Here is a 23,705-nt window from a genome sequence, read left to right as displayed (position 1 = left end):
CCGGAATGACCACCCGGCACGACACCGCCGCGCCCCCCTCGAAGGGGGGCGCGGCCCCGGGCCGACCGCCCGGTGACGCGGTCTCCCCCGAGGAGGCGAGCAAGCGGGCCCGGCTCTCCCGCCGCTGGCAGCGGGACCTGCGCTGGAGCCCGTACGCCTTCGTCTCCCCGTTCTTCCTGCTGTTCGCCGCCTTCGGCCTGTTCCCGCTGCTCTACACCGGCTGGGCCTCGCTGCACACGGTGGAGCTGACGGCGCCCACCGACATGACGTGGGTGGGCCTGGACAACTTCACCAGGATCTTCGACGACGAGTTCTTCTGGAACGCGGCGCAGAACACGCTGACCATCGGCATCATCTCCACGGTGCCGCAGCTGCTGATGGCGATGGGCCTCGCGCACATCCTCAACTACAAGCTCCGCGGCTCCACCTTCTACCGCGTGGTGATGCTGGCGCCGTACGCGACGTCGATCGCCGCCGCCTCGCTGGTCTTCGTGCTGCTCTTCGGCCGCGACTACGGCATGATCAACTGGGCCCTCGACCTGGTCGGCTTCGACAAGGTCGACTGGCAGAGCGACAAGTGGCCGTCCCAGATCGCCGTCTCGTCGATCGTCATCTGGCGCTGGACCGGCTACAACGCGCTGATCTACCTGGCGGCGATGCAGGCGATCCCGCAGGACCTGTACGAGTCGGCGGCGCTGGACGGTGCCAGCCGGTGGCGGCAGTTCATCCACGTCACGCTGCCCCAGCTGCGTCCGACGATCCTCTTCACCGTCGTCGTGTCCACCATCGGCGCCTCCCAGCTGTTCGGCGAGCCGTTGCTGTTCGACGCCAACAAGGGCGCGTCGGGCGGCTCCCAGCACCAGTTCCAGACACTCGGCCTGTACCTGTACGAGCAGGGCTGGATCAACCAGCACCTGGGCCGTGCCTCGGCGATCGCCTGGACGATGTTCCTGATCCTCATCGTGATCGGGATCGTCAACTACGTCATCTCGCGCCGGCTGCGCGCCAGTAGTTAAGGAGAACCGGCCGTGACGACGACCCTGACCAAACCCCCGGCCGACCCGGTGCCCGAACCGTCCCGGCGGGGCCGGCTCCGGTCCAAGTCGGCCCGGGCCGGCGGACAGATGCACGCCGGCCCCGTCGCGTACATCATCCTCGCCCTGTTCACCCTCGGTTCGCTGTTCCCGCTGGTGTGGACGGCGATCGCCGCCTCACGCGACAACCAGCGCCTGGCCCAGACGCCGCCGCCGTTCTGGTTCGGCGGCAACCTCTTCGACAAGCTCGAGATCGCCTGGACCGACGCCAACATGGGCGAGGCGATCCTCAACACCACGATCGTGGCGGGGATCTCGGCGGTCACCGTCGTCTTCCTGTCGACGATCGCCGGCTTCGCCTTCGCCAAGCTGAAGTTCCGGGGCCGCAACGCGCTGATGCTGATCGTGGTCGGCACCATGATGATCCCGCCGCAGCTGAGCATCATCCCGCTGTACATGATGGTGGCCAAACTGGACTGGACCGACCAGCTCCAGGCGGTGATCTTCCCGTCGCTGGTCAGCGCGTTCGGCGTGTTCTTCATGCGGCAGTACCTGCTGCAGGCGCTGCCGGACGAGATCATCGAGGCCGCCCGGGTGGACGGCGCGAGCAGCTGGCGCGTCATCTGGCACGTGGTGTTCCCGGCGGCCCGGCCCGCGATGGCCGTCCTCGGCATGCTGATCTTCGTCCAGGTGTGGAACGACTTCCTGTGGCCGTTCCTGGTGCTGACGCAGAACGGCAACCCGACCGTGCAGGTCGCCGTGGCCGGCCTCGGCCGCGGCTTCACCCCGGACCAGGCCCTGATCATGGGTGGCGCGCTGCTCGGCACGCTGCCGCTGCTGCTGGTCTTCGCGATCTTCGGCAAGCAGATCGTGGGCGGCATCATGCAGGGAGCCGTCAAGGGCTGACAGGCTGCCGAGAAGGGCAGACACCAAGGGCCGACACCTCACCCGGTGGGCCGGGTCGCCGCCGCCCCGGCCCGCATTCCCCCCTCGTCCTTACTACGCGCCGGTCGTCACACGACCCGCTATGGGAGCGCTTCCATGCTTGAGTCCGCAACGCCGGTGACCCCGGTGACCTTCCCCCCTGCCTTCCTCTGGGGCGCCGCGACCTCGGCGTACCAGATCGAGGGCGCGGTGCGCGAGGACGGCCGTACGCCCTCGATCTGGGACACCTTCAGCCACACCCCCGGGAAGACGGCCGGCGGGGACACCGGTGACATCGCTGTCGACCACTACCACCGCTACCGCGACGACGTGGCGCTGATGAAGGACCTGGGGCTCGGCGCGTACCGCTTCTCCATCTCCTGGCCCCGGGTGCAGCCGACCGGCCGCGGCCCCGCCGTCCAGCGCGGCCTGGACTTCTACCGCCGCCTGGTGGACGAGCTGCTGGCCGCCGGGATCAAGCCGGCCGTCACCCTCTACCACTGGGACCTGCCGCAGGAGCTGGAGGACGCGGGCGGCTGGCCGGAGCGGGACACCGCGTACCGGTTCGCGGAGTACGCGCAGATCGTGGGCGAGGCGCTCGGCGACCGCGTGGAGCAGTGGATCACGCTCAACGAGCCCTGGTGCGCGGCCTTCCTGGGCTACGCCTCCGGGGTGCACGCGCCCGGCCGCACCGACCCCGCGGCCTCGCTGCGCGCCGCGCACCACCTGAACCTGGCGCATGGCCTGAGCACGGTGGCCCTGCGGTCGGTGATGCCGGCCCGCAACTCGGTGGCGATCAGCCTCAACACCTCGGTCGTCCGCCCGCTGTCGCAGAAGCCGGAGGACCTGGCGGCGGCCCGCAGGATCGACGACCTGTCGGGCGGCATCTTCCACGGCCCGATCCTGCACGGCGCCTACCCGCAGTCCCTGCTGGAGGCGACCGCGCCGGTCACGGACTGGTCGTTCGTCCAGGACGGCGACCTGGGGCAGATCCGCCAGCCGATCGACGCGATCTGCCTCAACTACTACACGCCCACCGTGGTGTCGGCGGCGGACGCCGACTCCCGGGCGCCGCGCGCCGACGGTCACGGCGAGAGCGACCACTCGCCGTGGCCGGCCGCCGACGACGTGGCCTTCCACCAGCCGCCGGGTGAGCGCACGGAGATGGGCTGGAGCGTCGACCCGACCGGCCTGCACGAGCTGATCATGCGCTACCACCGCGAGGCTCCCGGCCTGCCGCTGTACATCAGCGAGAACGGTGCCGCCTACGACGACAAGCCCGGCGCCGACGGCACGGTGCACGACCCGGAGCGCGTCGCCTACCTGAACGGCCACCTCACGGCGGTACGCCGGGCCATCACCGACGGCGCCGACGTCCGCGGGTACTACCTGTGGTCCCTGATGGACAACTTCGAGTGGGCCTACGGCTACGAGAAGCGGTTCGGCGCGGTCTACGTCGACTACGTCTCCCAGCGGCGCACCCCCAAGTCGAGCGCCCTGTGGTACGGCCGGGCGGCCCGCACGGGCTCGCTCCCGCCGGTGGACTCCGCCGAGTAGGCGTCCCGCCGGGAGCGGCACGACCGATGCGGGGCGCGGCACCCTACGTGGGTGCCGCGCCCCGCTCGTGTGGGCCGGTGTGGGGGGAAGCCCGGCCCTACTTGAAGGCGGCGAACGCCTTCGCGAAGGCGTTCGCCGCCTGGTCGATGGAGCTGCACGTCGCGTCGGCCGCGGGCTTCGGACCGCCGGGGCACGCCTTGTCGCGGGTCGCGGACCACATGGACAGCCCGCCCAGGCCCTTGGACTCGGCGAACTTCACGAGCTGGCCGGCGTCCTCGACGGTGAAGACCTCGGAGACGACGTCGTTGACGCCGATCATCGGGGTGACGGAGACCGTCTTCCAGGCTTCGTCGTCGGAGCGGCCGAGGACGCCCTTGACCTGCGCCTGGGTGGCGGTGGCGGCCTGCTCGGCGTAGGTGCCCATGTCGTCGCTGTACGCGGGCCCGTAGTCCATCGCCATGATGTTGACGGTGCCGATGTCCACGCCGTTCTCCTTCGCGTCGGCGAGGAGGTCGACGCCCGCCTGGGTCAGGCCCTCGGGCATGACGGGGAGGGTGAAGGAGACGTCCAGGCCCGGGTGTTCCTTCTGGAGCGCGGCGATGGCCTGGGCACGGCGGGTGTTGGCGGCGGTGTCGGGCAGCGCGCCGCCCTCGACGTCGAAGTCGACCTTGGTGAGGTCGTAGGCGTCGACGACCTTGCCGTACGCCGCAGCGAGCGCGTCCACGGACGTGCAGGTGGTGCCCAGTTCGGAGCCGGAGGCGCCGCCGAAGGAGACACGGACGTCGCCGCCCTCGGCGCGCAGGGCGCCCATCTGCTTGGCCACGGCGTCGCTCGCGAGGTCGGTGACGCCGCCCCACTTGGGGGTGCAGCCGCCGCCGTCGGTGACGAAGGCGAGGGTGTAGTCCTTCACGCCGGTGGCCTCGGCGTTGGCGAGGAGGTCGTAGGCCGGGTAGAGGGAGGTGTCGACGTACGGTGCGAAGCTGGCGCCGGCGGCGGTGCCGTTGCCCGGAGTCGAGGTGGGCGCCGGGGTGGTGGCGGTGCCGGTCGGGTCCGGCTCGGCGGGGTCGGTGGCCGTGGGCGCCGGGGTGGAGGCAGGGGCCGAGGGTTCGGTGGGCCGGCCGCTGGGCTCGGGGGTGGCGCCGTCGTCCGCCGAGCACTCGGCGCCGTCGACGAGGCAACCGGTCGGCTCGTTTGCGCCGTTGACGACGAAGCCGACGGTGACGGACTCGCCGGCCTTCAGGCCGTCCGTGTCCCACTTCGGCGGGGTCACGGTGACGTGCTGCCCGCTCACCTTCGACTCGGCGTTCCACAGCGAGCCCAGCTTCGTCCCGCCGGGCAGGTCGAACTCCAGTGTCCAGTCCGGCTTCGCCTCGCCGCTGCCGTTGGTGACGACGTACTGGGCGCTGTAGCCGTTCGACCACTCGCTGGTCTGCGTGTAGACGGCGCCCACCGGGGCCGCCTGGGCGGTACTGGTGAACAGCAGCGCGCCACCGCCGGCCACGGCCGCCGCGACGACGGCGCCGATCGCCTTGTTCCTGCCACTGACCCTGCGTCGGTGCGTGCGCGTCATGTGCCTGCCTTCGCTGTTCACGGTGCCCCCGGCGGGGAACGTCCGGGGATGGGGGTGCGGCAGCACGCTAGCGAGCCGGAAACGGGCAAAGAGCCTGATCCGGGCGGGGTTCGGCGATCTTAGGGTGCGCTTAAGGAAGAGATCGGGGCCGATTAATGGTGGCCGTCTGCCGGGGCTGTCTGCGGCGCCGCACCGCTCCCCGGTGGCCGCGCCGCTCGGGTGCCGTCCGCCCGTCGAGCTGCACCCAGATGCGCACCTCGGTGCCGCCCAGCACGGAGGAGCCGATGCGGACGTCGCCGCCCGTCGACTCGGCCATGCGGCGCACGATGTCCAGGCCGAGCCCGGTCGACCCGTCGCTGCCCGAACCCCGGCCGCGGGCCATCGCCGCCTCGGGGTCGGGTATGCCGGCGCCCGCGTCCGACACGAGCACGATCACCGCGTCCTCGCCGTTGTGCAGGTCGACCGCGAAGGCGGTGCCCTCGGCGGTGTGCCGGAAGACGTTGCCGAGCAGGGCGTCGAGGGAGGCGGCCAGGTCGGCGCGGGCCACGGGGATGCGCACCGGCCGGTCGGCTCCGGCCACCCGCCACTTGCGGCCCTCGTCCTCGGCGAGCGCGGACCAGAACCCCATCCGCTCGCGCACCACCTCGGCCGCGTCGCAGCCGGCGCCCGGCCCGGCGGCGGCCGTCTGCGGCTTGGCGTCCCGGGCGGTGCGGATGATGGTGTCGACCTCGCGCTCCAACTGCTCGACGGCGGACCGGGTCTGCTCGGCGGCCGGCCCGTCGCCGAGCGAGGCGGCGTTCAGCCGCAGCACGGTCAGCGGCGTACGGAGCCGGTGGGACAGGTCGGCTGCCAGCTCGCGTTCGTTGGCGAGGAGCTGGACCACCTGGTCGGCCATGGAGTTGAACGCGACGGCCGCGAGCCGCAGTTCGGTCGGCCCCTCCACGGGCACCCGCGAGCCCAGCCGCCCCTCCCCCAGTTGGTGCGCGCCCTCGACCAGGCGCTGCGCGGGCCGCACCATCCGCACGCCCAGCCGGTCGGCGACCGCGACGGAGCCGACGATCAGGGCCGCGCCGACCGCGGCGAGCACCGCCCAGGCCGTCGCGACCCCGTTGGTGACCTCGGACTCGGGGACGTACACCTCGACCACGGCGATCTCGCCGGAGCTGAGCGCGACCGGCTGGAGCAGCGTGGAACCGCCGTCCACCTCGGTGGTGGAGGCACGGCCCATCTCGCGCACGGCGGCGATGTCCTCGTCGGTGGCGCGCTGCCGGCCGATGTCGGCGGCCCGCTGCCCCGCGCCGTCTGTGCGGTCGGCGGGCTCGCCGGACGACGGTATGTGCACGGCCATACCGGCGTCCGAGCCGGCGGAGGCGACGACGCGCTCCAACTGGTCGCGGTCGGTGGTGATGGACAGCGCGGGGGCGACGGCGGCCGCCTCCCGTTCGGCATTGGAGAAGGCGCGGTCCCGGGCCATCTCCCGGATGACGAGTCCCAGGGGGACGGCGAACGCGACCACGACCATCGCGGTGACCGCCAGCGACACCTTGACCAGGGCCCACCTCATCGCGGCGGCTCCGCTCCGGGCCGCCCCGGGCCCCGCGCCGGGTCCTGTTCCAGGGGAGGCTCCAGCTTCACGCCGACGCCGCGCAGGGTGTGCAGGTAGCGCGGCCGCGCCGCGGTCTCGCCCAGCTTGCGGCGCAGCCAGGACAGATGGACGTCGATGGTCTGGTCGTCGCCGTAGGACTGCTGCCAGACCTCGGCGAGCAGTTCCTTGCGGGGGACGACGACCCCCGGCCGGCCGGCCAGGAAGGCGAGCAGGTCGAACTCGCGGCGGGTCAGGTCGAGGCGCACCCCGTCCAGGTCGGCATGGCGGCGCAGGGGGTCGACGGTGAGGCCGCCGACCCGGATGACGGGCGAGGGCGCCGCCTCCGCCGGTCCGGTCCTGACCCGGCGCAGGACGGCGGCCATGCGGGCCGACAAATGCTCCACGGAGAACGGCTTGGTGAGGTAGTCGTCCGCGCCCGCGTTCAACAGCCGTACGACCTCCGCCTCGTCGTCCCGGGCGGTGGCGACGATCACGGGGACGTCGGTGATGCCGCGCAGCATCTTCAGCGCCTCGGAGCCGTCCAGGTCGGGCAGTCCGAGGTCGAGGATCACCACGTCGAAACGGAAATGGGCGACCTCGCGCAGCGCCTCCAGCGCCGTACCGACGCTGCGCACGGTGTGCGAGGCGTCGGTCAGGTGCCGGATGAGCGCCGAGCGTACGAACTGGTCGTCCTCGACCACGAGCACACTTGCCATGGGCGGCACCGTACGCCATGCGGACCAGCCCGGTGCGGGCCTGTGGACAACTCCGGCACGGGCCTGTGCACAACCTCGCCGGGGGCCGGCGTCACCCTCCGTTCGGGCGACACGGGTGGGGCGGGTGAGGCAGTATGGCGGCGATGCGCAGAGGACTCGTCCACGTACTTGCCTGGCTGCTCGCCACCGGCGCGGCGGTCACGCTGTCGTGGTGGGGCGTCCACACGGTGATGACGGGCACGGCCTACGACGCGCCCCGCGCCCTGCCCATCACCGCGGCCGACACGTCGGTACGGGACGCGCGGGACGGCTCCGGCGAAGAGGGTGCGCGGGCGTCGTCCACCAGCCGTCCGTCGCCGTCGGGCAGTCCTTCGCCGTCGCCGGCCGAGACCCGCCCCGAGCCCGAGCCCACGCCGTCGCGGACCGCGCCGTCCACCACGCCCGAGCGCCCGGCGAGCCCCTCCCCCGCCACCTCCGGCGAGGTCAGGAGCTACGACACCGACGGCGGCCGCGCGGTCTTCGACCTCGGCAAGTCGTCGGCCTCCCTGGTGTCGGCGACGCCGGGTGCGGGCTGGTCGATGCAGGTGTGGAAGACGGAGTCGTGGATCCGGGTGGAGTTCAGCTCGGGGGCGGACCGGGTATCGGTGTTCTGCACCTGGCACGACGGGCCGCCGCGGGTGGAGATCGGCAGCTACTGAGCCGGCGCGCCCCGCCGGGGCTCGGCTCCTACCCCTGCCCCCGTCGGCGTCGGCGTCGGCGTCGGCGTCGGCGTCAGCGGAAGACGGACGGCGGCGGCGCGGGCGAGTCCACCGCGGCCGCATCGGTGACCGGCGCGGCTCCTCCCGCGAAGTCGGCCAGCGCGCGGCCGTGTTCCACCCGGGCGGGCTGCGGGTCGGAGGCGGCGCGGCGGGTGAGTTCGGCGACCGGCAACGGGCGGTCGGAGGCGACGAGGACGGCGTTGCCGAAGCGCTTACCGCGCAGTACCGCGGGGTCGGCGACGAGGGCGAGTTCCGCGAACCGGGCCGCGGCGGTGGCGATCTGGCCGCGCAGGTGGGCGAGGGGCGGGCCGTCGGCGAGATTGGCGGCGTAGACCCCGCCGGGCGCGAGCGCGCGCCGGACCTCGTCCAGGAACTCGGCGGACGTCAGGTGGGCCGGGGTGCGGGCGCCGCTGAAGACGTCCGCGACGATCAGGTCGGCCCAGCCCTCGGGCACCCTGGCCAGTCCGGCGCGGGCGTCGGTGGAGCGCACCCGTATCCGCGCGCCGGGCTCCAGGGGCAGCTCCCGGCGGACCAGTTGGACGAGGGCGGCGTCCCGCTCGACGACCTGCTGGGTGGAGCGGGGGCGGGTGGCGGCGAGATAGCGGGCGAGGGTGAGGGCGCCGCCGCCGAGGTGCACGGCCTGGACGGGCCTGCCCGGCGGGGCGGCGAGGTCGATGACGTGCCCGAGACGGCGCTGGTACTCGAAGGACAGGTGGGCCGGGTCGTCGAGGTCGACGTGCGACTGCGGGGCGCCGTCGATCAGCAGGGTCCAGGCCCGGGTCCGGTCCCGGTCGGGGATCAGCTCGGCGCGCCCGCCGTCGACGTCCTCGACGACCGTCTCGGCGGCAGCGCGCCCGCGGCGGGCGTTCCTGGACTTTCCCATCGGGCCATTATCGGCGCACCGCGCGGGGGCGCCGCGCCCGGCCGGGACGGCTCAGCGGCAGCTGTCGGCCGCTCTGATCAGCCGGGCCGCCTCGCCCAGCGCCTCGCGCAGCACCGCGGGGTCGGTCGCGAGGTCCGCCTCGCCGGGCGGCAGCAGCCAGTCGGAGCCCTCCACGGGCGGCTCGGGCGGCAGGTCGAGGCTCAGCCCGCGGCCGTCCGTCTCCGTACAGGTGCTGCCCGGCACGTCCCAGGCGGCGGCGGTCCCCGGCGGCACCAGGAACCCCAGGGTGTCGCAACCGTCGTCGTGGATCACGGGGCCCACCGCCTCACCGGCTCCCCGCCTGAGGATGTCGACCGCCTCCAGACCCTGCCGGGTCGGCACGGTGACGACATCGCAGGCGTCGCAGGGCGGATCACTGATCCGGCTGGTATCCATCCCGGCCTCCACCACGGAAGTCCTCCTCGGACGAGCGGTCGGGAGTCGAGGGCCTCCCGGTCACCCTGTCCAACGCGGCGGGCCGTCAACGGCTACGGCACAAGTCCGCCGCAAAGGATGGCACTTCATGGCAGATCGCGGATGAGATATCCGGTTTGTAGGCAAACAGTGCGTGGCGGCTCCGTCACAGCCGGTACGTTCTTGCTCGCCGGAAACAGGGATGCCATGTGAGGGCATGCGGATGATTTCCGCACCTCATCCCTTTTCCGGCATGGTTCGACGGTTCGCACGAGAGGACCCGGCCATGGCGTCGTCAATGGTGACCTCCGCCCAGCCCGAACGGCCGTCGCGGCCGAACCTCGCCTTCCGGCGGTTGCGCGGCAAGCGCTCGCCGGCCGAGTTCGCGGCGGCGGTCCGCCGGGCCGCTCGCGAGATCGGCGAGCGGGTGAGCTGTGACGCGCGGTACGTCGGCCGGGTCGAGGCGGGTGAGATCCGCTGTCCCAACTACGCGTACGAGCGGGTGTTCCTGCACATGTTCCCCGGTCGCACGCTCACCGACCTGGGGTTCGCGCCCCGCTCGTCGGTACGCGGACGCCGGGTGCGTACCGACGGGGACGCGCTCCCGGCGCACACCCGCCCGTCCGAACGCGCCACGAGTGAGACGCGGGGGGCGGGTGAACCGTATGAGACGCATGACACGCAGGACCCGTACGAAAAGCACGACAACAATGAGGAGAGCGACGTGCTGCGTCGCGCATTCATGACGAGCGGGGCCACCGTGGCCGCCGCCTCACTGGGCCCCCTGGGGCTCGCTCTCGACGCCGCGGCGGCCGGACGTCCCGTGCGCCGCGCGGGGTCCGGCGAGGCCGGCGCCCTCGAGGAAGCCGTCCGCCGGATCCGGCTGCTGGACGACCGGCACGGTGCGGACGGCCTCTACCGGCGCGCGGCGGCCCCGCTGCGCACCGCGTACGCGCTGCTGGACGCCGGCGCGTCCCGCCGGGCGACGTCGGACCGGCTCTACACGGGCGCCGGCGAACTGGCGATCTCCGTGGGCTGGCTGGCGCACGACTCGGGGCGCTTCGACGACGCGCGCTCCCACTACGCGGAGGCGCTGGCCACCTCCCGGATGACCGGCGACGCGGGTCTGGAGGCGCACGCCTTCTGCAACATGGCGTTCCTCGCCCGCGACGCCGGGCGGCCGCGCGAGGCGGTTCGGGCGGCCCAGGCCGCGCAGCGCGCCGCCCGGCCGCTGGGCTCGGACCGACTGATGTCGCTACTGGCGCTGCGCGAGGCGGGCGGCTGGGCGGGGCTCGCCGACCGGGTCGGCTGCGAACAGGCGCTGGTCCGCGCGCAGGCCCTCTACGAGCGGGGCCCCTCGGACGCCGACCCCGAGTGGATGAGCTTCTACGGCCGCGCCGAGCTGGAAGGTCTCGAGGCGCAGTGCTGGTCCGCACTGGGCGACTGGCACCGGGCCGCCCGGCACGCGCGACGGGCCGCCGAGCTGCAGGACCCGCACTTCACCCGGAACCTCGCGCTGTACTCGGCGGAGCTGGCGGACGACCTGGCCCGCGGCGGCCACCCCGACGAGGCGGCGGACGCCGGCCTGCGGGTCCTGGACCTGCTGGGCGAGGTCCAGTCCTCCCGCATCCACACCATGCTGGCCGGAACGGCCCGAGTCCTGCTGCCGCACCGCCGCAACCGGGGAGTCTCGGCGTTCCTGGACCGCCACGCCACGCTGCCGCGCCCGGCTTGAGACCCACTCCCCCGGCCCGTCAGCCCACCAGGTGCCCCAGGTCGTTCCAGCTCTCCAGCGCCGGCTCCCCGTAGGCCCATCCCAGGACCGACAGTGACGTCGGATTCAGCCGTATCCGCGCCGCGAAGTCCAGCGGCAGCCCCAGCCACCGCGCCCCGATCGACCGCAGGATGTGCCCGTGGGCGAAGACCAGCACATCCCGGTCCGCCTCCCGCGCCCACGCGACGACCTCGTCCGCACGCGCGGTGACGTCCGCCACGCTCTCCCCGTCGGGCACCCCGTCCCGCCAGATCAGCCAACCGGGCCGGACAGACTGGATCTCGTCCGGGGTCATGCCCTCGTACGCCCCGTAGTCCCACTCCATCAGCGTGTCCCACGCGCGGGCGCGCTCGCCGAAGCCCGCCAGGGCGCAGGTCTCCCGCGCACGGGCCAGCGGACTGGTCCGCACCTCGACGCCGGGAAGCCCCTCCAGGGGCGCCCGGTGCAGCCGCTCGCCGAGCAGCTTGGCGCCCTGCCGGCCCTCCTCGAGAAGCGGTACGTCGGTCCTGCCGGTGTGTCTGCCGGACAGCGACCACTCGGTCTGTCCATGCCGGGCCAGCAGGATGCGCGGTGCCATGAAGAGGCCTTTCCGGGAGAAATGTCTGGGGGGACCTCTCCATCATCCCGCACGGCGGGCTCGGGCAACCCGGGGGGCGGTCCCGGCGTCTATCCGGTCCGAGGGCGCCTCGCGAGGCGGGCTCAGGGAGGCCGTAGAGTGGCACGTCCGTGTCAATCGAGGCGCGCGAGCAACGAGAGAAGGGGGAGGGCGATCGGATTGCCGCACACCGAGATACCGGGCAGCGAGGCTGCCCCCGCGACTCGGCTGCGCTGGTGGACCGAGCTGCCGCTCATCGTCCTCGTGTACGCCTGCTACTCCGCCGGGCGCCTGCTCGTGCGGGGCGACGTCTCCGACGCCGTCGACCACGGCCTCGCGATCCTGAGTGTGGAGAAGGCGCTCTTCCTCAACGCGGAGCACCCTCTCAACCGGCTCTTCACCAGCGAGCCCTGGATAGGGATACCCGCCGACTTCTGGTACGCGTCACTGCACTACCTGGTCACCCCGGCGATCCTGATCTGGCTCTTCCGCTCCCGCGCGGTGCGCTACCGGGCCGCGCGCACCTGGCTGATGACGTCCACGTTCATCGGCCTCATCGGCTTCACGCTGCTGCCGACCTGCCCGCCCCGGCTGCTCGACAAGAGCCACGGCTTCGTCGACACGATGGCCCAGTACAGCTCGTACGGCTGGTGGGGCGGCGAGGCCAGCGCGCCGCGCGGACTGGGCGGGATGACCAACCAGTACGCGGCCATGCCGAGTCTGCACGTCGGCTGGGCCCTGTGGTGCGGCGTGATCCTCTGGCGCTACGGCGGCAGCCGCCTGACGAAGGTGCTCGGCGTCGTCTACCCGCTGGTGACCACCATCGTGGTGATGGGCACCGCGAACCACTACTTCCTCGACGCGGTCGCGGGCGCGGCCGTGATGGGCGCGGGACTGCTGCTGACGCCCGTCGTGCTGCGGATCTCCAACCGGGCGCGGACCCGGCTCATGGCCCGCTTCGCCTCCGGCGGCACACCTGCCGCACCGGTCCCCGACGGCGCGGGTTCCCCGATTGTCAGTGGCGGATGCCAGACTTCCGCGGGTGAGCGATTCCCACGCCAGCGCGAGCAGCGGTTCGAAGCAGGAGCCGAGCCGGACCCCGCCCCCTCGGACGCGGGGGACGAGACTCCGGCACCGGCTCGCTGAGCTGCGCGGGCCCGACGTACCCGCCAAGGCGCTGGACGCGCGCGCCCTGGCCGCCCTCGCCGCCAACCCGGGGTGCCGCAGGCGCGCGATCCTCGACGGCGCCGGGGTGGACAAGGCCGCGCTCGCGAGCGCGCTGGGATCGCCGTCGGTCTTCGGACAGTCGCAGTTCGCATTCATGCGGGGCAACGCCTTCGAGGCCCGGGTCAAGGCGGACGGCGGCGCCGAACTGCTGCGTCTGGTCCACGAGAAGCTCGACCAAGGCGCCGAACCGCCCGCCGGCGCGCGCGTGCCCGACCTCTCCGCGAGCGGACCCGAGGGGCGCGCGGCCCGGACGTCGCTCGCCCTGCGCGAGGCCACCGGCACACCGGGCGCCTGGACGCTGCTCGACCATCCGATGCTCGCCCTGGAGGTCGCGGGTTCCCCCGCCTTCCTGGAGCCGGACGCCGTGGTGGTGCACCCGGACGGCAGCTGGACGGTCGTGGAGATCAAGTCCTTCCCCATGCTGGACGGCGCCGCCGACCCGGCGAAGGTCGGCGCCGCCGCGCGGCAGGCCGCCGTGTACGTCCTGGCCCTGGAGCGGGTCGCCGGGCACCTGGACCCCGCCCCGCGCGTGCGCCACCGCGTCCTGCTGGTCTGTCCCAAGGACTTCTCCAACCTGCCCACCGCGTCCGCGGTCGACGTGCGCAAGCAGCGTGCGGTCACCGACCGCCAGCTGGCCCGGCTGACCCGGATCGAGGACATCGCCGACGAGCTGCCCGACGGCGTCTGCTTCTCCCCCGAGCTGCCGACGGAGGAGCTGACGGCGGCGGTCGGGGCGGTCCCCGCGACCTACGCGCCCGAGTGCCTGTCCGCCTGCGAGCTGGCCTTCCACTGCCGCGCCCGGTCCCGGGAGGACGGCGCCGTGACCAGCCTGGGCCGCCCGGTCCGGGCCGAACTGGGCGGGCTGGCCACGGTCGAGGACGTGCTGGCCGCGGCCCGCGGGGAGGCCGGCGACCCGGACGACCCGGCCGTGGCCGCGCTGCGCCGGGCGGCCCGGCTGCGCGCGGAAGCGCTGGTGGCGGCCGGTGCCGGGGACGGCGGGGTGGCCGGGTGTCACTGATCACCACGCTCGCCCGGCTGGAGGCCGTGCGCACCGGCGCCGCGCAGACCGCCGCCACCGTCCGGCACCGGCACCTGTCCGACCGTCCGCTGGTCTTCGTCCCGCTGATCACCGCAGGTGAGGCGGGTGCCCCGCTCGGCGCGCTGGTCGGCACCGACCGGGACGCACCTCGCCTGCTGGTCGTGCCGCAGCCCCGCGACCGCGACCTGCGCTTCGCGTTCCTGGCCGAGCTGGCGGACGTCGTGCTGCCGCACGTCGAGGCGTGCGCCGACGCCGTGGAGGCCGCCGAGCGCACCGAGACCGACCCGGAGACGGGCAAGCGGGTCAAGGTCGAGGTGGACCTCTGCGCGGACGCCGCGCAGCTGATCGTGCCGAGCCGCGCGGGCATCGACTTCGTCCGGCTGCTCGGCCGCTCCATGCGCTTCCGTCGTACGGCGGAGCAGGATCCGCAGACCCCGCACCCCGCACCGCCCAGGGTGCCGCTCCTCGGCCGGTGGCTCACCCACTACGGCGAGCGGGCCCGGGTCCCGGGATCGTCCCTGCTCCTGGCCATGACCGACCTGCTGGGCCGGCACTGGGCGACCGGCCAGTCCACGCTGGAGGACCAGCACCTGGGCGCGCTGCTGGCGTGGATCGCCCCCGAGGGCGAGGGCCTGACCGGCGCGGAGGCCGCGCGCCGGGCCGAGCTGGCGCGCGACACCGAGGGCCAGTTGCTGTGCCCGCCGGCGGGACCGGCGACCGACCCGGCCTTCGACAACCGGCTGCTCGCCCCCGCCATCGAGCGCTACGACCGCGCGCGCACCGCGTTCGCCGCCGCCGAGGACGGTCTGGAGGCCGACGACCGGCTCGGCGCGCTCAGCGCCGCCGAGCGGGACATCCGCGCCCTGGTCGAGAGTCGTACGCGGCCCACCTGGGAGTCGGTGTGGCGGGGCCTGGACCTGCTGCGGGAGCTGCCGGCCGGCGCGCACGTCGACGACCGCTGGACCCGCGACCGCTGGTCGTTCACCTCGCACCGGGACCGGGTCCTGGCGGGCGAGCCCCCGCAGCCGCGCCGCGACGACGCGGTGACTGCGGCGAACAAGCTGGCCACGCGCGAGCGCGAACAGGCCCGCCTTGAGGCCCAGGAGGCGCTGGACGATCCGCTGGTGATGGCCGGGCGGCGGCTGGCCGGGGAGGCGTTCGCGGGCGAGGTCACCGACGTGGTGATGGCGTACAGCGAGAGCAAGCGGCCCAGTCCGCGCCCGCTGGTCACGGTCCGGACGGACGACCGGCCGCACCTGGGCGAGCGGGTGCGGGTGTACCGGTCGCTGGGCGGCAAGCCGCAGGCGGCGGAGTACGCCGGTCCGGCGGGCGATCCCGGCGACGGGACGCTGGTCCTGCGGATCATGGACAAGATGGGCCGCGGCAAGGAGCCGGAGGCGGGGTCGGTGCCGGAGAAGGGCGACCGGGTCTGCTTCACCCTCTTCGAGCACGAGCAGCGGGGCGGCGCGAAGCTTCCCGACCCGGAGGAGACCCCGTGGACGCACGGAGGCCCGCCCGGTGAGGCGGCCGCCGTGCCGGAGGCCGCCGACGCCCAGACGGAGGAGGACGTGCTGTGACCGCCGACGCCACCACCACCCCGGTGACCGCCCCCGCCGCCCCGGCCCTCGACCCGGGCGCCGAGGCCGCGCGCGCCACCGCGGCGATCCTCCACGACACCCTGCACGGCACCGAGCGCGGGGTCGTCGTGGATTCCCCGCCGGGCGCCGGCAAGTCCACGCTGGTCGTCCGGGCGGCGCTGGAGCTGGCCGAGGCCGGCCGCACCCTGATGGTGGTGGCGCAGACCAACGCCCAGGTGGACGACCTGGTCCTGCGCCTCGCCGAGAAGAACCCCGAGCTGCCGGTGGGCCGCCTGCACAGCAGCGACACCGACGCGTACGACAAGGCGCTCGACGACCTGGCGAACGTACGCACCTCGGCGAAGGCCGCCGACCTCGCGGGCCTGGCCGTCGTCCTGTCCACGGCCGCGAAGTGGGCGCACGTCAAGGTGGACGAGCCCTGGCGGCACGCGATCGTGGACGAGGCCTACCAGATGCGCTCGGACTCCCTGCTGGCGGTCGCCGGGCTCTTCGAACGGGCGCTGTTCGTGGGCGACCCCGGTCAGCTGGACCCGTTCGCGACGGTGGGCAGCGAGCAGTGGGCGGGCCTGGCGTACGACCCGTCGGCGTCCGCCGTGACGACCCTCCTCGCCCACAACCCCGGCCTCCCCCAGCACCGTCTTCCGGTCTCCTGGCGCCTGCCGGCCTCGGCGGCCCGGCTGGTCTCGGACGCGTTCTACCCGTACACCCCGTTCCGCAGCGGCACCGGTCACGGCGACCGGAGTCTGGCCTTCGCGGTGCCGTCGGACGGCTCGGGTCCCGACCGGGTGATCGACGAGGCCGCGGTCTCCGGCTGGGGCCTGCTCGAGCTGCCCGCCCGGCACACCCCGCGCACCGACCCGGAGGCGGTACGGGCGGTGGCGTCGGTGGTCCGGCGGCTCCTGGACCGGGAGGGCGCGGCGCTGTCGGAACGCTCCCCCGGCCCCGTCCCGTTGACCGCCGCCCGCATCGCCGTCGGCACCGCGCACCGGGACCAGGCCGCCGCGGTGCGGGCCGCGCTGGCCGACCTCGGGGTGAGCGACGTGACCGTGGACACGGCGAACCGGCTCCAGGGCCGGGAGTACGACGTCACGGTCGTCCTGCACCCCCTCTCCGGCCGCCCCGACGCCACCGCCTTCCACCTGGAGACGGGCCGCCTCTGCGTCCTGGCCTCCCGCCACCGGCACGCCTGCATCGTGGTCTGCCGCGAGGGAGTCGACGGACTCCTGGACGACTATCCGTCCACGGAGCCGGTCCAACTGGGCACGCTGGTGAAGTTCCCGGACGGGTGGGAGGCCAATCACGCGGTGCTGGCGCACCTGGCGGAGCACCGGGTGGCCTGGCGCCCCTGACCGGCTCTCCGGAACCCGTCGGCGTGAGTGGGGGAGTAATTCCCTTAGGGCTAAGATTTCAGCACCATAATCTACGCCGCGAGGGGAAGACATGGCTCAGGGCAGGGCGGCGAGGCGGCCGGATGCGGTGGCGGGGATCGTCGGGGACTGGGCCCGCGAGCGGCCCGAACTGGACACCTCTCCCCTGGAGGTGCTCGCCCGGCTGCACCGGTCGTATCTCCAGTACCAGTCGCGGATGACCGCGCGGCTGGACGAGCACGGGCTGTCCGTCGCCGGTTTCGACGTGCTCACCGCGCTGCGCCGGGCCGGGGCCCCGTACCGGCTGACCGCCGGGCAGCTCGCGGCCTCCGGGCTGGTCTCGTCGGCCGGGGTCACCCTGCGGCTCGACCGGCTGGAGAAGGACGGCCTGCTGGTGCGTGAACGCGACGCCGAGGACCGGCGCGTGGTGTATTCCCGGCTCACCGACGCCGGACTGCGGAAGGTGGACGAGGTGTTCAGCGAGCACCTGGAGAACGAACGCCGGATGCTCGGCGGACTCTCGCCCGCCGAGCACCGCCAACTCGGCCGTCTGCTGTCGAAGCTGGAGCGTTCGATCGTGGACTCCGACGACGTTCCCGCTCAGCCCGCCGGGACGGGCTGAGCCTTCGACTGCCGCCCGGCCTGCGCCTGGTAGAGGCGACGCAGCCGGACCACGCCCAGGTCGTGCTGGTAGAGGTTCTCCCGCTGGTCGGCGTCCGCGGGCATGCTCTCCAGGATGACGCGGTCCTGCTCCAGGACCTCCCAGTGGCGCTCCTCGACGAGGGTCTTGTAGAGGAACCGCCAGGTGTCCCGCTGCCAGTCGCTCACCTTGCGGTACCGCCAGAAGAAGACGCCGGTGCGTCCGGCGTCCACCGGGCAGGCCATGCCGACGATGCCGAAGGGACCCCCGGGGCCTGCCGACGGCGGGTAGGGGATGGACAGGTCCACCCAGTCGACGCCGGTGTGGCACAGCTCGACCCAGTCGAAGTTGACGCCCCGCTGGTCGGTCTTCTCGAAGAAGTAGCCGCGTGCGGTCTCCCGGATGCGGAACTTGGCGGTGGTGTCACCGGCGAACATGGTGTGCGACTCCGAGTGCAGGAACGCGCCGTGCATCGGGTCCAGCAGGTTCTCCATGGCGAACCGCCACGGCACGTTCCACTCGGCGTAGCAGAGGAACGCGGAGATCTCCTCGTCGGCGAGTGGTTCGGGCAGGGTGAGTTCCACCGGGTCGGGGTGCTCCTCGTCGCCGAAGTAGGCGAGGATCGCGCCGCCGACCTCCCGGACGGGCAGTGAGGTGACGAGGGTCTTGCCCTCCAGGTTGCAGCCGGGCAGGCCCGGCACCGAGGTCACCGTGCCGCTGCCGTCGACCTCGACGCCGTGGTACCAGCAGGCGACGCGGTCGCCCAGGTGCTTGCCGAGCGAGAGGGGCGCGCCGCGGTGGGGACAGCGGTCGGCGAGCATGGAGAGGCCGCCGTCGGACTTGCGGAAGAGCAGCCAGTCCTCGCCGAGGGCGGTCACCCTGCGCATGTCCCCGGGCGAGACGAAGTTCGAGGGCACGACGGGGTGCCACTGGTTGCGCAGGCCGTGGGCGTAGATGTGGTCGGCGGTGTCGTGGGTCGAGAGGGTCATGTCAGGCTCCCAGGCGGTGCATCTCGGCGCGGAAGGCGTCCTCGGTCCAGGGCTCGCCCGTGGGGGTGCGCAGCTGGCGGGAGTTGAGGCCGTCGACGACGTCGGTCAGTTCGTGGCCGTCCTTGGTGAAGATGTCCTCGAGCGTGCGGGCGAGCTTCAGCTCGTACGGGGTGGGCTCGTGGTCACGGGTCTGATGGGGGTCCAGGAAGGGCCAGGTCTCGGGCACGGCGTTCTCCGTAGGGAAGTCGGCTGTTTCAGGGGGTTCAGAGGTTCAGGACGAGGCGGTCCGAGGCGCAGCGCGAGACGCAGATCATCATCGTCTCGCCGGTGGCGCGCTCGGTGTCGCTGAGGAGGAAGTCGCGGTGGTCGGGGGTGCCGGCCAGGACGCGGGTCTCGCAGGAGCCGCAGATGCCGTCCCTGCAGGACGAGGCGACGGCCAGTCCGGCGTTCTCGGCGGCCTCCAGGATCGAGGTGCCGCCCGCCACGCGCAGGGTCACACCCGAGGCCCGGCACTCGACGTCGAAGGCGCTGTCGTCGCCCTCCCGCGCCGCCGCGGCCGGTGCGGCGAAGCGCTCGGTGCGCACCTGCCCCTCCGGCGCCGCCTCCTCGACCGCCCGCAGCAGCGGTTCCGGGCCGCAGCAGTACACCAGCGCGTCGGCGGGCAGGTCCGCGAGCGTGCCGGCGACGTCGATGTGTCCGAGTTCGTCCTGCGGCACGAGGGTCACCCGGCCGCCGCCGAGCGCCGCGAGTTCGCCGCCGAACGCCATCGAGGCGCGCGAACGGCCGCCGTGGACGAGCCGGTACGGAACGCCGTCGCGCTGTGCCCGGCGGGCCATGGCCAGGATCGGGGTGATGCCGATACCGCCGGCGACGAAGACGTAGGAGGCGGCCGGTTCCAGGGCGAAGTGGTTGCGCGGCCCGGCCACCCGCACAGTCTGGCCGGGCCGCAGCTTGGTGTGCACGTGGCGCGAACCGCCGCGCGAGGCCGGTTCGTCGAGGATGCCGAGGCGGTAGACCCCGCTGTCCTCCGGGTCGCCGCACAGGCTGTACTGGCGGACGTGACCGCCCACGTGCAGGTCCAGGTGTGCGCCGGGTGCCCAGGAGGGCAGCGGCTTGCCGTCGGGGTGGACCAGCTCGACGGAGAGGACTCCCTCCGCCTCCCAGGTCGTGCGGTGGACGAGGAGGTCCAGTTCCTGCTCTTCGGCGGCTTCGGTGGCGCTCATGTCGGCGGGCCTCCCTACCGGGTGGGGATCTTGACGGGCGGGGTGAACGGGTTCTTCATCGGGCCGAGCGCGGCCAGGTCGACCTCGACGAGGGTCGGGCCGTCGGAGGCGACGGCCGCGTCGATCACCTTCGCGGCCTCGCTCGCGTCGCCGATCCGCGCGTAGGGCAGCCCGCAGGCGGCGGCGAGCCCGCCGAAGTCGGGCGTGAACAGGTCGACGCCGGAGCGGCGTTCGGTGTAGGTGGCCTGCATGTTGCGCAGGACGCCGTACCCGCCGTCGTTGAAGACGATCAGGGTGAGGCGCGGCCGCTCCTGGGCGAGGGTGAGCAGTTCGCCCAGGTGGACGGCGAGCCCGCCGTCCCCGGCGATCACCACGGTCGGCTCGTCGGGGCGGGCGAGGGCGGCGCCGATGCCCATGCCGAGGCCCTGTCCGATGCCGCCGCCGCGCGGGAAGACGTTGGCGCGCGGGTCGTGCATGGGGAGCAGGCGGTTGCCCCAGGACGAGGACGGGATGGTCACGTCCCGGGCGACGACGCTGCCGCGGGGCAGGGCGGCGGCGAGGGCGTCGCAGATCGCGGCCTGGGGTCCGATGCCGTCGTGCAGAGCGGCCCGCACCTCGTCGCGCACCCGGCGGACCCGGTCGGTCCACTCCGCGTCGGCCCGTACGGCGGCGTCGGTGAGCCGGGGCAGGACGGCCGCGGCGTCGCCGTGGAGACCGTGCCGGGCGGGGTACACCCGGCCGAGGGCGGCGGCGTCGACGTCGATCTGGATGTGCGCCTCGGGGATGCGCAGCCCGTAGTCGGCGGTCTCGTTGGAGCGGAAGTGGGTGCCGACGGTGACGACGACGTCCGCGTCGGACAGGAGCCCGCGTCCGGCGGGGGTGGTGGCGAAGTTGCCGATGACCAGGTCGTGGTCCTCGGGTACGGAGCCGCGCCCGGAGTTGGAGGTGAGCAGGCCGGCGCCGGTCGCCTCCAGCAGGGCGAGCAGTTCGGCACGGGCGGTGTTCGCGCCGCCCCCGGCCCAGATCAGCGGGCGTCGGGCGGAGGCCAGCAGGTCGCGTGCCGCGGCCAGCCGGGACGCGTCCGGCACCGGCACCTCGGGAGCGGGCGCGGTCTCGCCGTCGTCGTCCTGGGCCGCGTACTGGAGGTCGATCGGCCACTCCACGCTCGCGGGCCCGCCCGGCGCCGTGCGGGCCGCGGCCGACGCCTCGCGCAGGACGCGGCCCGCCTCCCGTGCGGAGGTGATGGTCGCGGCGTACTTGGAGACCGCGGCGAGCATGCCGGGCTGGTCCTTGGTCTCGTGGATGAAGCCGCGCCCGCTGCCGAGGTGCGCGGTCTCCACCTGCCCGGTGACGTGCAGGACCGACGTCCCGGAGGACAGGGCCTCGATCAGGGAGCCCGCCGCGTTGCCGGCGCCGGTGCCGGTCGAGGTGAGGGCGCAGCCGATGGAGCCGCGGGCCCGGCCGTAGGCGTCGGCGGCGTTGACGGCGCTCGCCTCGTGCCGCACCGGCACGAACCGCAGGTCCGGGTCGGCCTCGACGGCCTCCACCAGCGGCAGGTTGTGCACGGACACGATGCCGAACACGGTGTCGACGCCGAGGGACTTGAGATGGGCGGCCAGGAGTCCGCCACCGTGGTCGTAACGCATACGAACTCCTCAGAGGATGCCGCGGCCGACTCCGCCGCAGACATCGATGCTGGTTCCGGTGATGTAGGAGGCGCGCGGCGAGAGCAGCGAGACGATCGCGTACGCGACCTCCTCGGCGCGGCCGAGCCGCCCCAGCGCGATGCCCCGGTCGGCGGCGATCTCCGCCTGCCACTCCTCGTAGGTGAGGCCGCTGTCGGCGGCCGCGTGGCGGCGGGTCCACTGCCCGGTGTCGACCAGGCCGAGGCAGACGGAGTTGACGCGGATGCCCTCGGGGGCGAGTTCGCGGGCCAGGGAGGCGGAGAGGTTGAGGATGCCGGCCCGGGCGGCGCTGGTCGTGATCAGCCGGGTCTCGGGCTGTTTGGCGAGGACGGCGTTGACGTTGACGATCGCGGCGGCGTCGGAGGCCCGGAGGTGGCCGCGGGCCGCGCCGAGGGGGTTGAGGACGCCCGCGAACTTCAGTTCCAGTTCGTCGCGCCAGTCGTCCGCGGTCGTCTCGTCGAGGGCCTTCATCCGGGACTGTCCCGCGTTGTTGACGAGCCCGTCGAGGCGCCCGCCGAGGTGCGCGACGGCGCGCTCGGTGAAGTCCCGTACGGCGTCGGCGTCCCGGACGTCGCAGACGCCGGTGTGGAGCCGGTCCGGGCCGGCGCCGAGGCCGGCCGCGGCCTTGGCGAGCCGGTCGGCGTCCCGTCCGCAGGTCGCGACGCGGGCGCCCTCCGCGAGCAGGGCCCGGACCGTGGCCAGGCCGACGCCGGAGCTGCCGCCGGTGACCAGGACGGTGCGGTCGGCGAGGCCGAGGTCCATGGGGTACTCCTTGCAGACGGACGTACGGATGTACGGATCTCTGTGTGTGGGGGCGGGTTTCAGTGCATGGTGAAGCCGCCGTTGACGGCGACCACCTGCCCGGTGAGGTAGCCGGACTCCTCCCCGAGCAGGAAGGAGACGAGCCCGACCAGGTCGTCGGGCCGCTGCGGCCGGGGTACCGCGCGGTTCGCCGCGTACAGGGCGTGGCGCGCGGCCGGTACGGTCTCGGTCGCCTCGACCTCGGTCAGTCCGGGGGCCACGGCGTTGACGGTGATGTCCCGCTCGCCCAGTTCGCGGGCCATGGCCCGGGTCAGCGCGAGGACCGCGCCCTTGGAGGCGATGTAGTGGGCCAGGCGCGGGGAGCCGTAGAGGGCCGCGTCCGAGGCGATGTTGACGATCCGCCCGGGGCGGGACATCAGCGGCAGCAGGTGCTTGGCGACGAGCCACGGACCGCGCGCGTTGACGGTCATCAGCCGGTCCCAGGTCTCGACGTCGATGTCCTGGAACTCCCGGCCGCCGACGCCGTTGGCCAGCGCCGCGTTGTTGACCAGGCCGTACACGGGCCCACCGGCGAGGCGGGCGGCCAGGGCCTCGACCGAGGCGGGGTCGGCGACGTCCAGGAGGACGGACTCGGCCGTGCCGCCCGCGTCCCGGATCGCCGCCGCCGTGCGGGCGCCCCACTCCGGGTTCAGTTCGGCGACGACGACCCGGAACCCGTCGGCCGCCGCCCGGCGGGCCATGGCCTCCCCGAGGCCACGGCCCGCGCCGGTCACGACGACCGTACGGCGCCCGTCGGAGGGGTCAGTCACGGGTGACGCCGTACAGCGGGGAGTACTCGGGGTACGTCGGCACCTGCGGCTTCTGCGTGCCGATGATCACGCAGAAGAGGGCGTCCGTGTCGCCCTCGTTCTTCAGCGAGCGGGTCACCCCGGCCGGGACCACGATCATGTCGCGGTAGCCCAGCGTGCGGTACTCGGTCTCGTCGGGACCGCGGTGGATGCCGACGCGGACCTCGCCCTCCAGGACGAAGAACGCCTCCTCCACGTCGTGGTGGGTGTGGGCCGGGCCCTCGGCGCCGGGCGGCAGCAGCATGTTGGAGAAGGTGAAGCCGCGGGAGGGGATGATCCGGCCGTCGTCGTCGTGGTTGCCGGTGGCGCCGGAGCCGACGTAGCGGATCTGCGCCCGCTTGTACTGCGGTCCCGCCTTCTCCTGGAAGGACAGGGTGCCCCAGTCCGGCTCGCGGGAGGCCTTGGAGGCGATCAGGGAGTCGGTGTACTTGGCGAGGTCCGAGCCGTTGTCGTAGTCGTCGGTGGTCAGCGGCATGGT

Annotated in this window: 23 protein-coding genes; 10 read left to right on the top strand and 13 right to left on the bottom strand. The window is 73.6% G+C overall.

Going from position 1 to position 23,705, the window contains the following annotated elements:
* Positions 1-5: 5 nt before the first annotated feature.
* From ACGF3J_RS01165 to ACGF3J_RS01155, 3 genes are all read left to right on the top strand, one after another.
* On the top strand, positions 6-1,016 hold the full coding sequence (locus ACGF3J_RS01165) for a carbohydrate ABC transporter permease (RefSeq protein WP_161331860.1): 1,011 nt from the start codon (positions 6-8) through the stop codon (positions 1,014-1,016).
* A gap of 12 nt (positions 1,017-1,028) precedes the next feature.
* Positions 1,029-1,940, top strand: a complete 912-nt coding sequence (locus tag ACGF3J_RS01160) for a carbohydrate ABC transporter permease (RefSeq protein ID WP_361354208.1) — start codon at positions 1,029-1,031, stop codon at positions 1,938-1,940.
* Between the two features lie 135 nt (positions 1,941-2,075).
* Positions 2,076-3,515, top strand: a complete 1,440-nt coding sequence (locus ACGF3J_RS01155) for a GH1 family beta-glucosidase (protein ID WP_161331859.1) — start codon at positions 2,076-2,078, stop codon at positions 3,513-3,515.
* Positions 3,516-3,612: 97 nt separating this feature from the next.
* On the opposite strand, the gene ACGF3J_RS01150 is transcribed toward ACGF3J_RS01155, so the two are convergent.
* From ACGF3J_RS01150 to ACGF3J_RS01140, 3 genes are all read right to left on the bottom strand, one after another.
* A complete protein-coding gene (locus ACGF3J_RS01150; protein ID WP_393853342.1) occupies positions 3,613-5,085 on the bottom strand; it encodes a cellulose binding domain-containing protein in 1,473 nt (490 codons plus the stop codon).
* Positions 5,086-5,215: 130 nt separating this feature from the next.
* A complete protein-coding gene (locus ACGF3J_RS01145; RefSeq protein ID WP_161330071.1) occupies positions 5,216-6,649 on the bottom strand; it encodes a HAMP domain-containing sensor histidine kinase in 1,434 nt (477 codons plus the stop codon).
* A complete protein-coding gene (locus ACGF3J_RS01140; RefSeq protein WP_393853341.1) occupies positions 6,646-7,386 on the bottom strand; it encodes a response regulator transcription factor in 741 nt (246 codons plus the stop codon). Before ACGF3J_RS01140 ends, ACGF3J_RS01145 begins: the two co-directional genes overlap by 4 nt.
* 143 nt (positions 7,387-7,529) lie before the next feature.
* Here ACGF3J_RS01140 and ACGF3J_RS01135 point away from each other — a divergent pair, with 143 nt between their 5' ends.
* On the top strand, positions 7,530-8,084 hold the full coding sequence (locus ACGF3J_RS01135) for a hypothetical protein (RefSeq protein ID WP_393853340.1): 555 nt from the start codon (positions 7,530-7,532) through the stop codon (positions 8,082-8,084).
* A gap of 73 nt (positions 8,085-8,157) precedes the next feature.
* On the opposite strand, the gene ACGF3J_RS01130 is transcribed toward ACGF3J_RS01135, so the two are convergent.
* Both ACGF3J_RS01130 and ACGF3J_RS01125 read right to left on the bottom strand, forming a co-directional pair.
* Positions 8,158-9,027, bottom strand: coding sequence for a spermidine synthase (locus ACGF3J_RS01130; RefSeq protein WP_393853339.1), 870 nt, complete (start codon positions 9,025-9,027; stop codon positions 8,158-8,160).
* A 51-nt stretch (positions 9,028-9,078) separates the two neighbouring features.
* Positions 9,079-9,462: a hypothetical protein gene (locus ACGF3J_RS01125; protein ID WP_202558446.1), complete on the bottom strand. Its 384-nt coding sequence runs from the start codon at positions 9,460-9,462 to the stop codon at positions 9,079-9,081.
* A gap of 304 nt (positions 9,463-9,766) precedes the next feature.
* On the opposite strand from ACGF3J_RS01125, the gene ACGF3J_RS01120 reads away from it, so the two are divergent.
* Positions 9,767-11,215: a hypothetical protein gene (locus tag ACGF3J_RS01120; RefSeq protein ID WP_393853338.1), complete on the top strand. Its 1,449-nt coding sequence runs from the start codon at positions 9,767-9,769 to the stop codon at positions 11,213-11,215.
* A gap of 19 nt (positions 11,216-11,234) precedes the next feature.
* Here the strand turns inward: ACGF3J_RS01120 and ACGF3J_RS01115 are convergent, their stop codons facing one another.
* Entirely contained in the window at positions 11,235-11,831 is a 597-nt protein-coding gene (locus ACGF3J_RS01115) for a histidine phosphatase family protein (protein WP_161330878.1), read from the bottom strand.
* Positions 11,832-12,029: 198 nt separating this feature from the next.
* On the opposite strand from ACGF3J_RS01115, the gene ACGF3J_RS01110 reads away from it, so the two are divergent.
* The 5 genes from ACGF3J_RS01110 (at position 12,030) to ACGF3J_RS01090 (ending at position 17,702) form a co-directional block, all read left to right on the top strand.
* Positions 12,030-12,995 (top strand): phosphatase PAP2 family protein, encoded by a 966-nt coding sequence (locus tag ACGF3J_RS01110; RefSeq protein ID WP_393853337.1) that lies wholly within the window; start codon positions 12,030-12,032, stop codon positions 12,993-12,995.
* Entirely contained in the window at positions 12,892-14,094 is a 1,203-nt protein-coding gene (locus ACGF3J_RS01105; RefSeq protein ID WP_393853336.1) for a hypothetical protein, read from the top strand. The genes ACGF3J_RS01110 and ACGF3J_RS01105 overlap by 104 nt, the downstream gene beginning before the upstream one ends.
* A complete protein-coding gene (locus tag ACGF3J_RS01100; protein ID WP_393853335.1) occupies positions 14,085-15,692 on the top strand; it encodes a hypothetical protein in 1,608 nt (535 codons plus the stop codon). Before ACGF3J_RS01105 ends, ACGF3J_RS01100 begins: the two co-directional genes overlap by 10 nt.
* Complete coding sequence (locus ACGF3J_RS01095) at positions 15,689-17,062, top strand: AAA domain-containing protein (protein ID WP_393853334.1); 1,374 nt, start codon at positions 15,689-15,691, stop codon at positions 17,060-17,062. The genes ACGF3J_RS01100 and ACGF3J_RS01095 overlap by 4 nt, the downstream gene beginning before the upstream one ends.
* A 91-nt stretch (positions 17,063-17,153) precedes the next feature.
* Positions 17,154-17,702 carry a MarR family winged helix-turn-helix transcriptional regulator gene (locus ACGF3J_RS01090; RefSeq protein ID WP_393853333.1) on the top strand — a complete coding sequence of 183 codons (549 nt, stop codon included), beginning with the start codon at positions 17,154-17,156 and terminating at the stop codon, positions 17,700-17,702.
* Here the strand turns inward: ACGF3J_RS01090 and ACGF3J_RS01085 are convergent.
* Genes ACGF3J_RS01085 through ACGF3J_RS01055 form a run of 7 tightly spaced genes read right to left on the bottom strand, consistent with a single transcriptional unit; the run spans position 17,681 to position 23,702 of the window.
* Complete coding sequence (locus ACGF3J_RS01085) at positions 17,681-18,709, bottom strand: Rieske 2Fe-2S domain-containing protein (RefSeq protein WP_393853332.1); 1,029 nt, start codon at positions 18,707-18,709, stop codon at positions 17,681-17,683. The genes ACGF3J_RS01090 and ACGF3J_RS01085 overlap by 22 nt on opposite strands.
* A gap of 1 nt (position 18,710) precedes the next feature.
* Positions 18,711-18,935, bottom strand: a complete 225-nt coding sequence (locus ACGF3J_RS01080; RefSeq protein ID WP_114530323.1) for a recombinase-like helix-turn-helix domain-containing protein — start codon at positions 18,933-18,935, stop codon at positions 18,711-18,713.
* Between the two features lie 37 nt (positions 18,936-18,972).
* Positions 18,973-19,932, bottom strand: a complete 960-nt coding sequence (locus ACGF3J_RS01075) for a PDR/VanB family oxidoreductase (RefSeq protein WP_393853331.1) — start codon at positions 19,930-19,932, stop codon at positions 18,973-18,975.
* 14 nt (positions 19,933-19,946) lie between these two features.
* Entirely contained in the window at positions 19,947-21,578 is a 1,632-nt protein-coding gene (locus tag ACGF3J_RS01070) for a thiamine pyrophosphate-binding protein (protein ID WP_393853330.1), read from the bottom strand.
* A 9-nt stretch (positions 21,579-21,587) separates the two neighbouring features.
* Positions 21,588-22,379 carry an SDR family oxidoreductase gene (locus ACGF3J_RS01065; RefSeq protein WP_393853329.1) on the bottom strand — a complete coding sequence of 264 codons (792 nt, stop codon included), beginning with the start codon at positions 22,377-22,379 and terminating at the stop codon, positions 21,588-21,590.
* Between the two features lie 59 nt (positions 22,380-22,438).
* Positions 22,439-23,188, bottom strand: coding sequence for a 3-oxoacyl-ACP reductase family protein (locus ACGF3J_RS01060; RefSeq protein WP_393853328.1), 750 nt, complete (start codon positions 23,186-23,188; stop codon positions 22,439-22,441).
* On the bottom strand, positions 23,181-23,702 hold the full coding sequence (locus ACGF3J_RS01055) for a cupin domain-containing protein (RefSeq protein WP_393853327.1): 522 nt from the start codon (positions 23,700-23,702) through the stop codon (positions 23,181-23,183). The genes ACGF3J_RS01060 and ACGF3J_RS01055 overlap by 8 nt, the downstream gene beginning before the upstream one ends.
* Between the last annotated feature and the right edge of the window lie 3 nt (positions 23,703-23,705).

It is taken from the genome of Streptomyces sp. NPDC048171, assembly GCF_043202655.1.
Taxonomy (GTDB): Bacteria; Actinomycetota; Actinomycetes; order Streptomycetales; family Streptomycetaceae; genus Streptomyces.
Note: the sequence above shows the minus strand (reverse complement) of the source record. Positions and strands in the feature narration are given on the sequence as shown.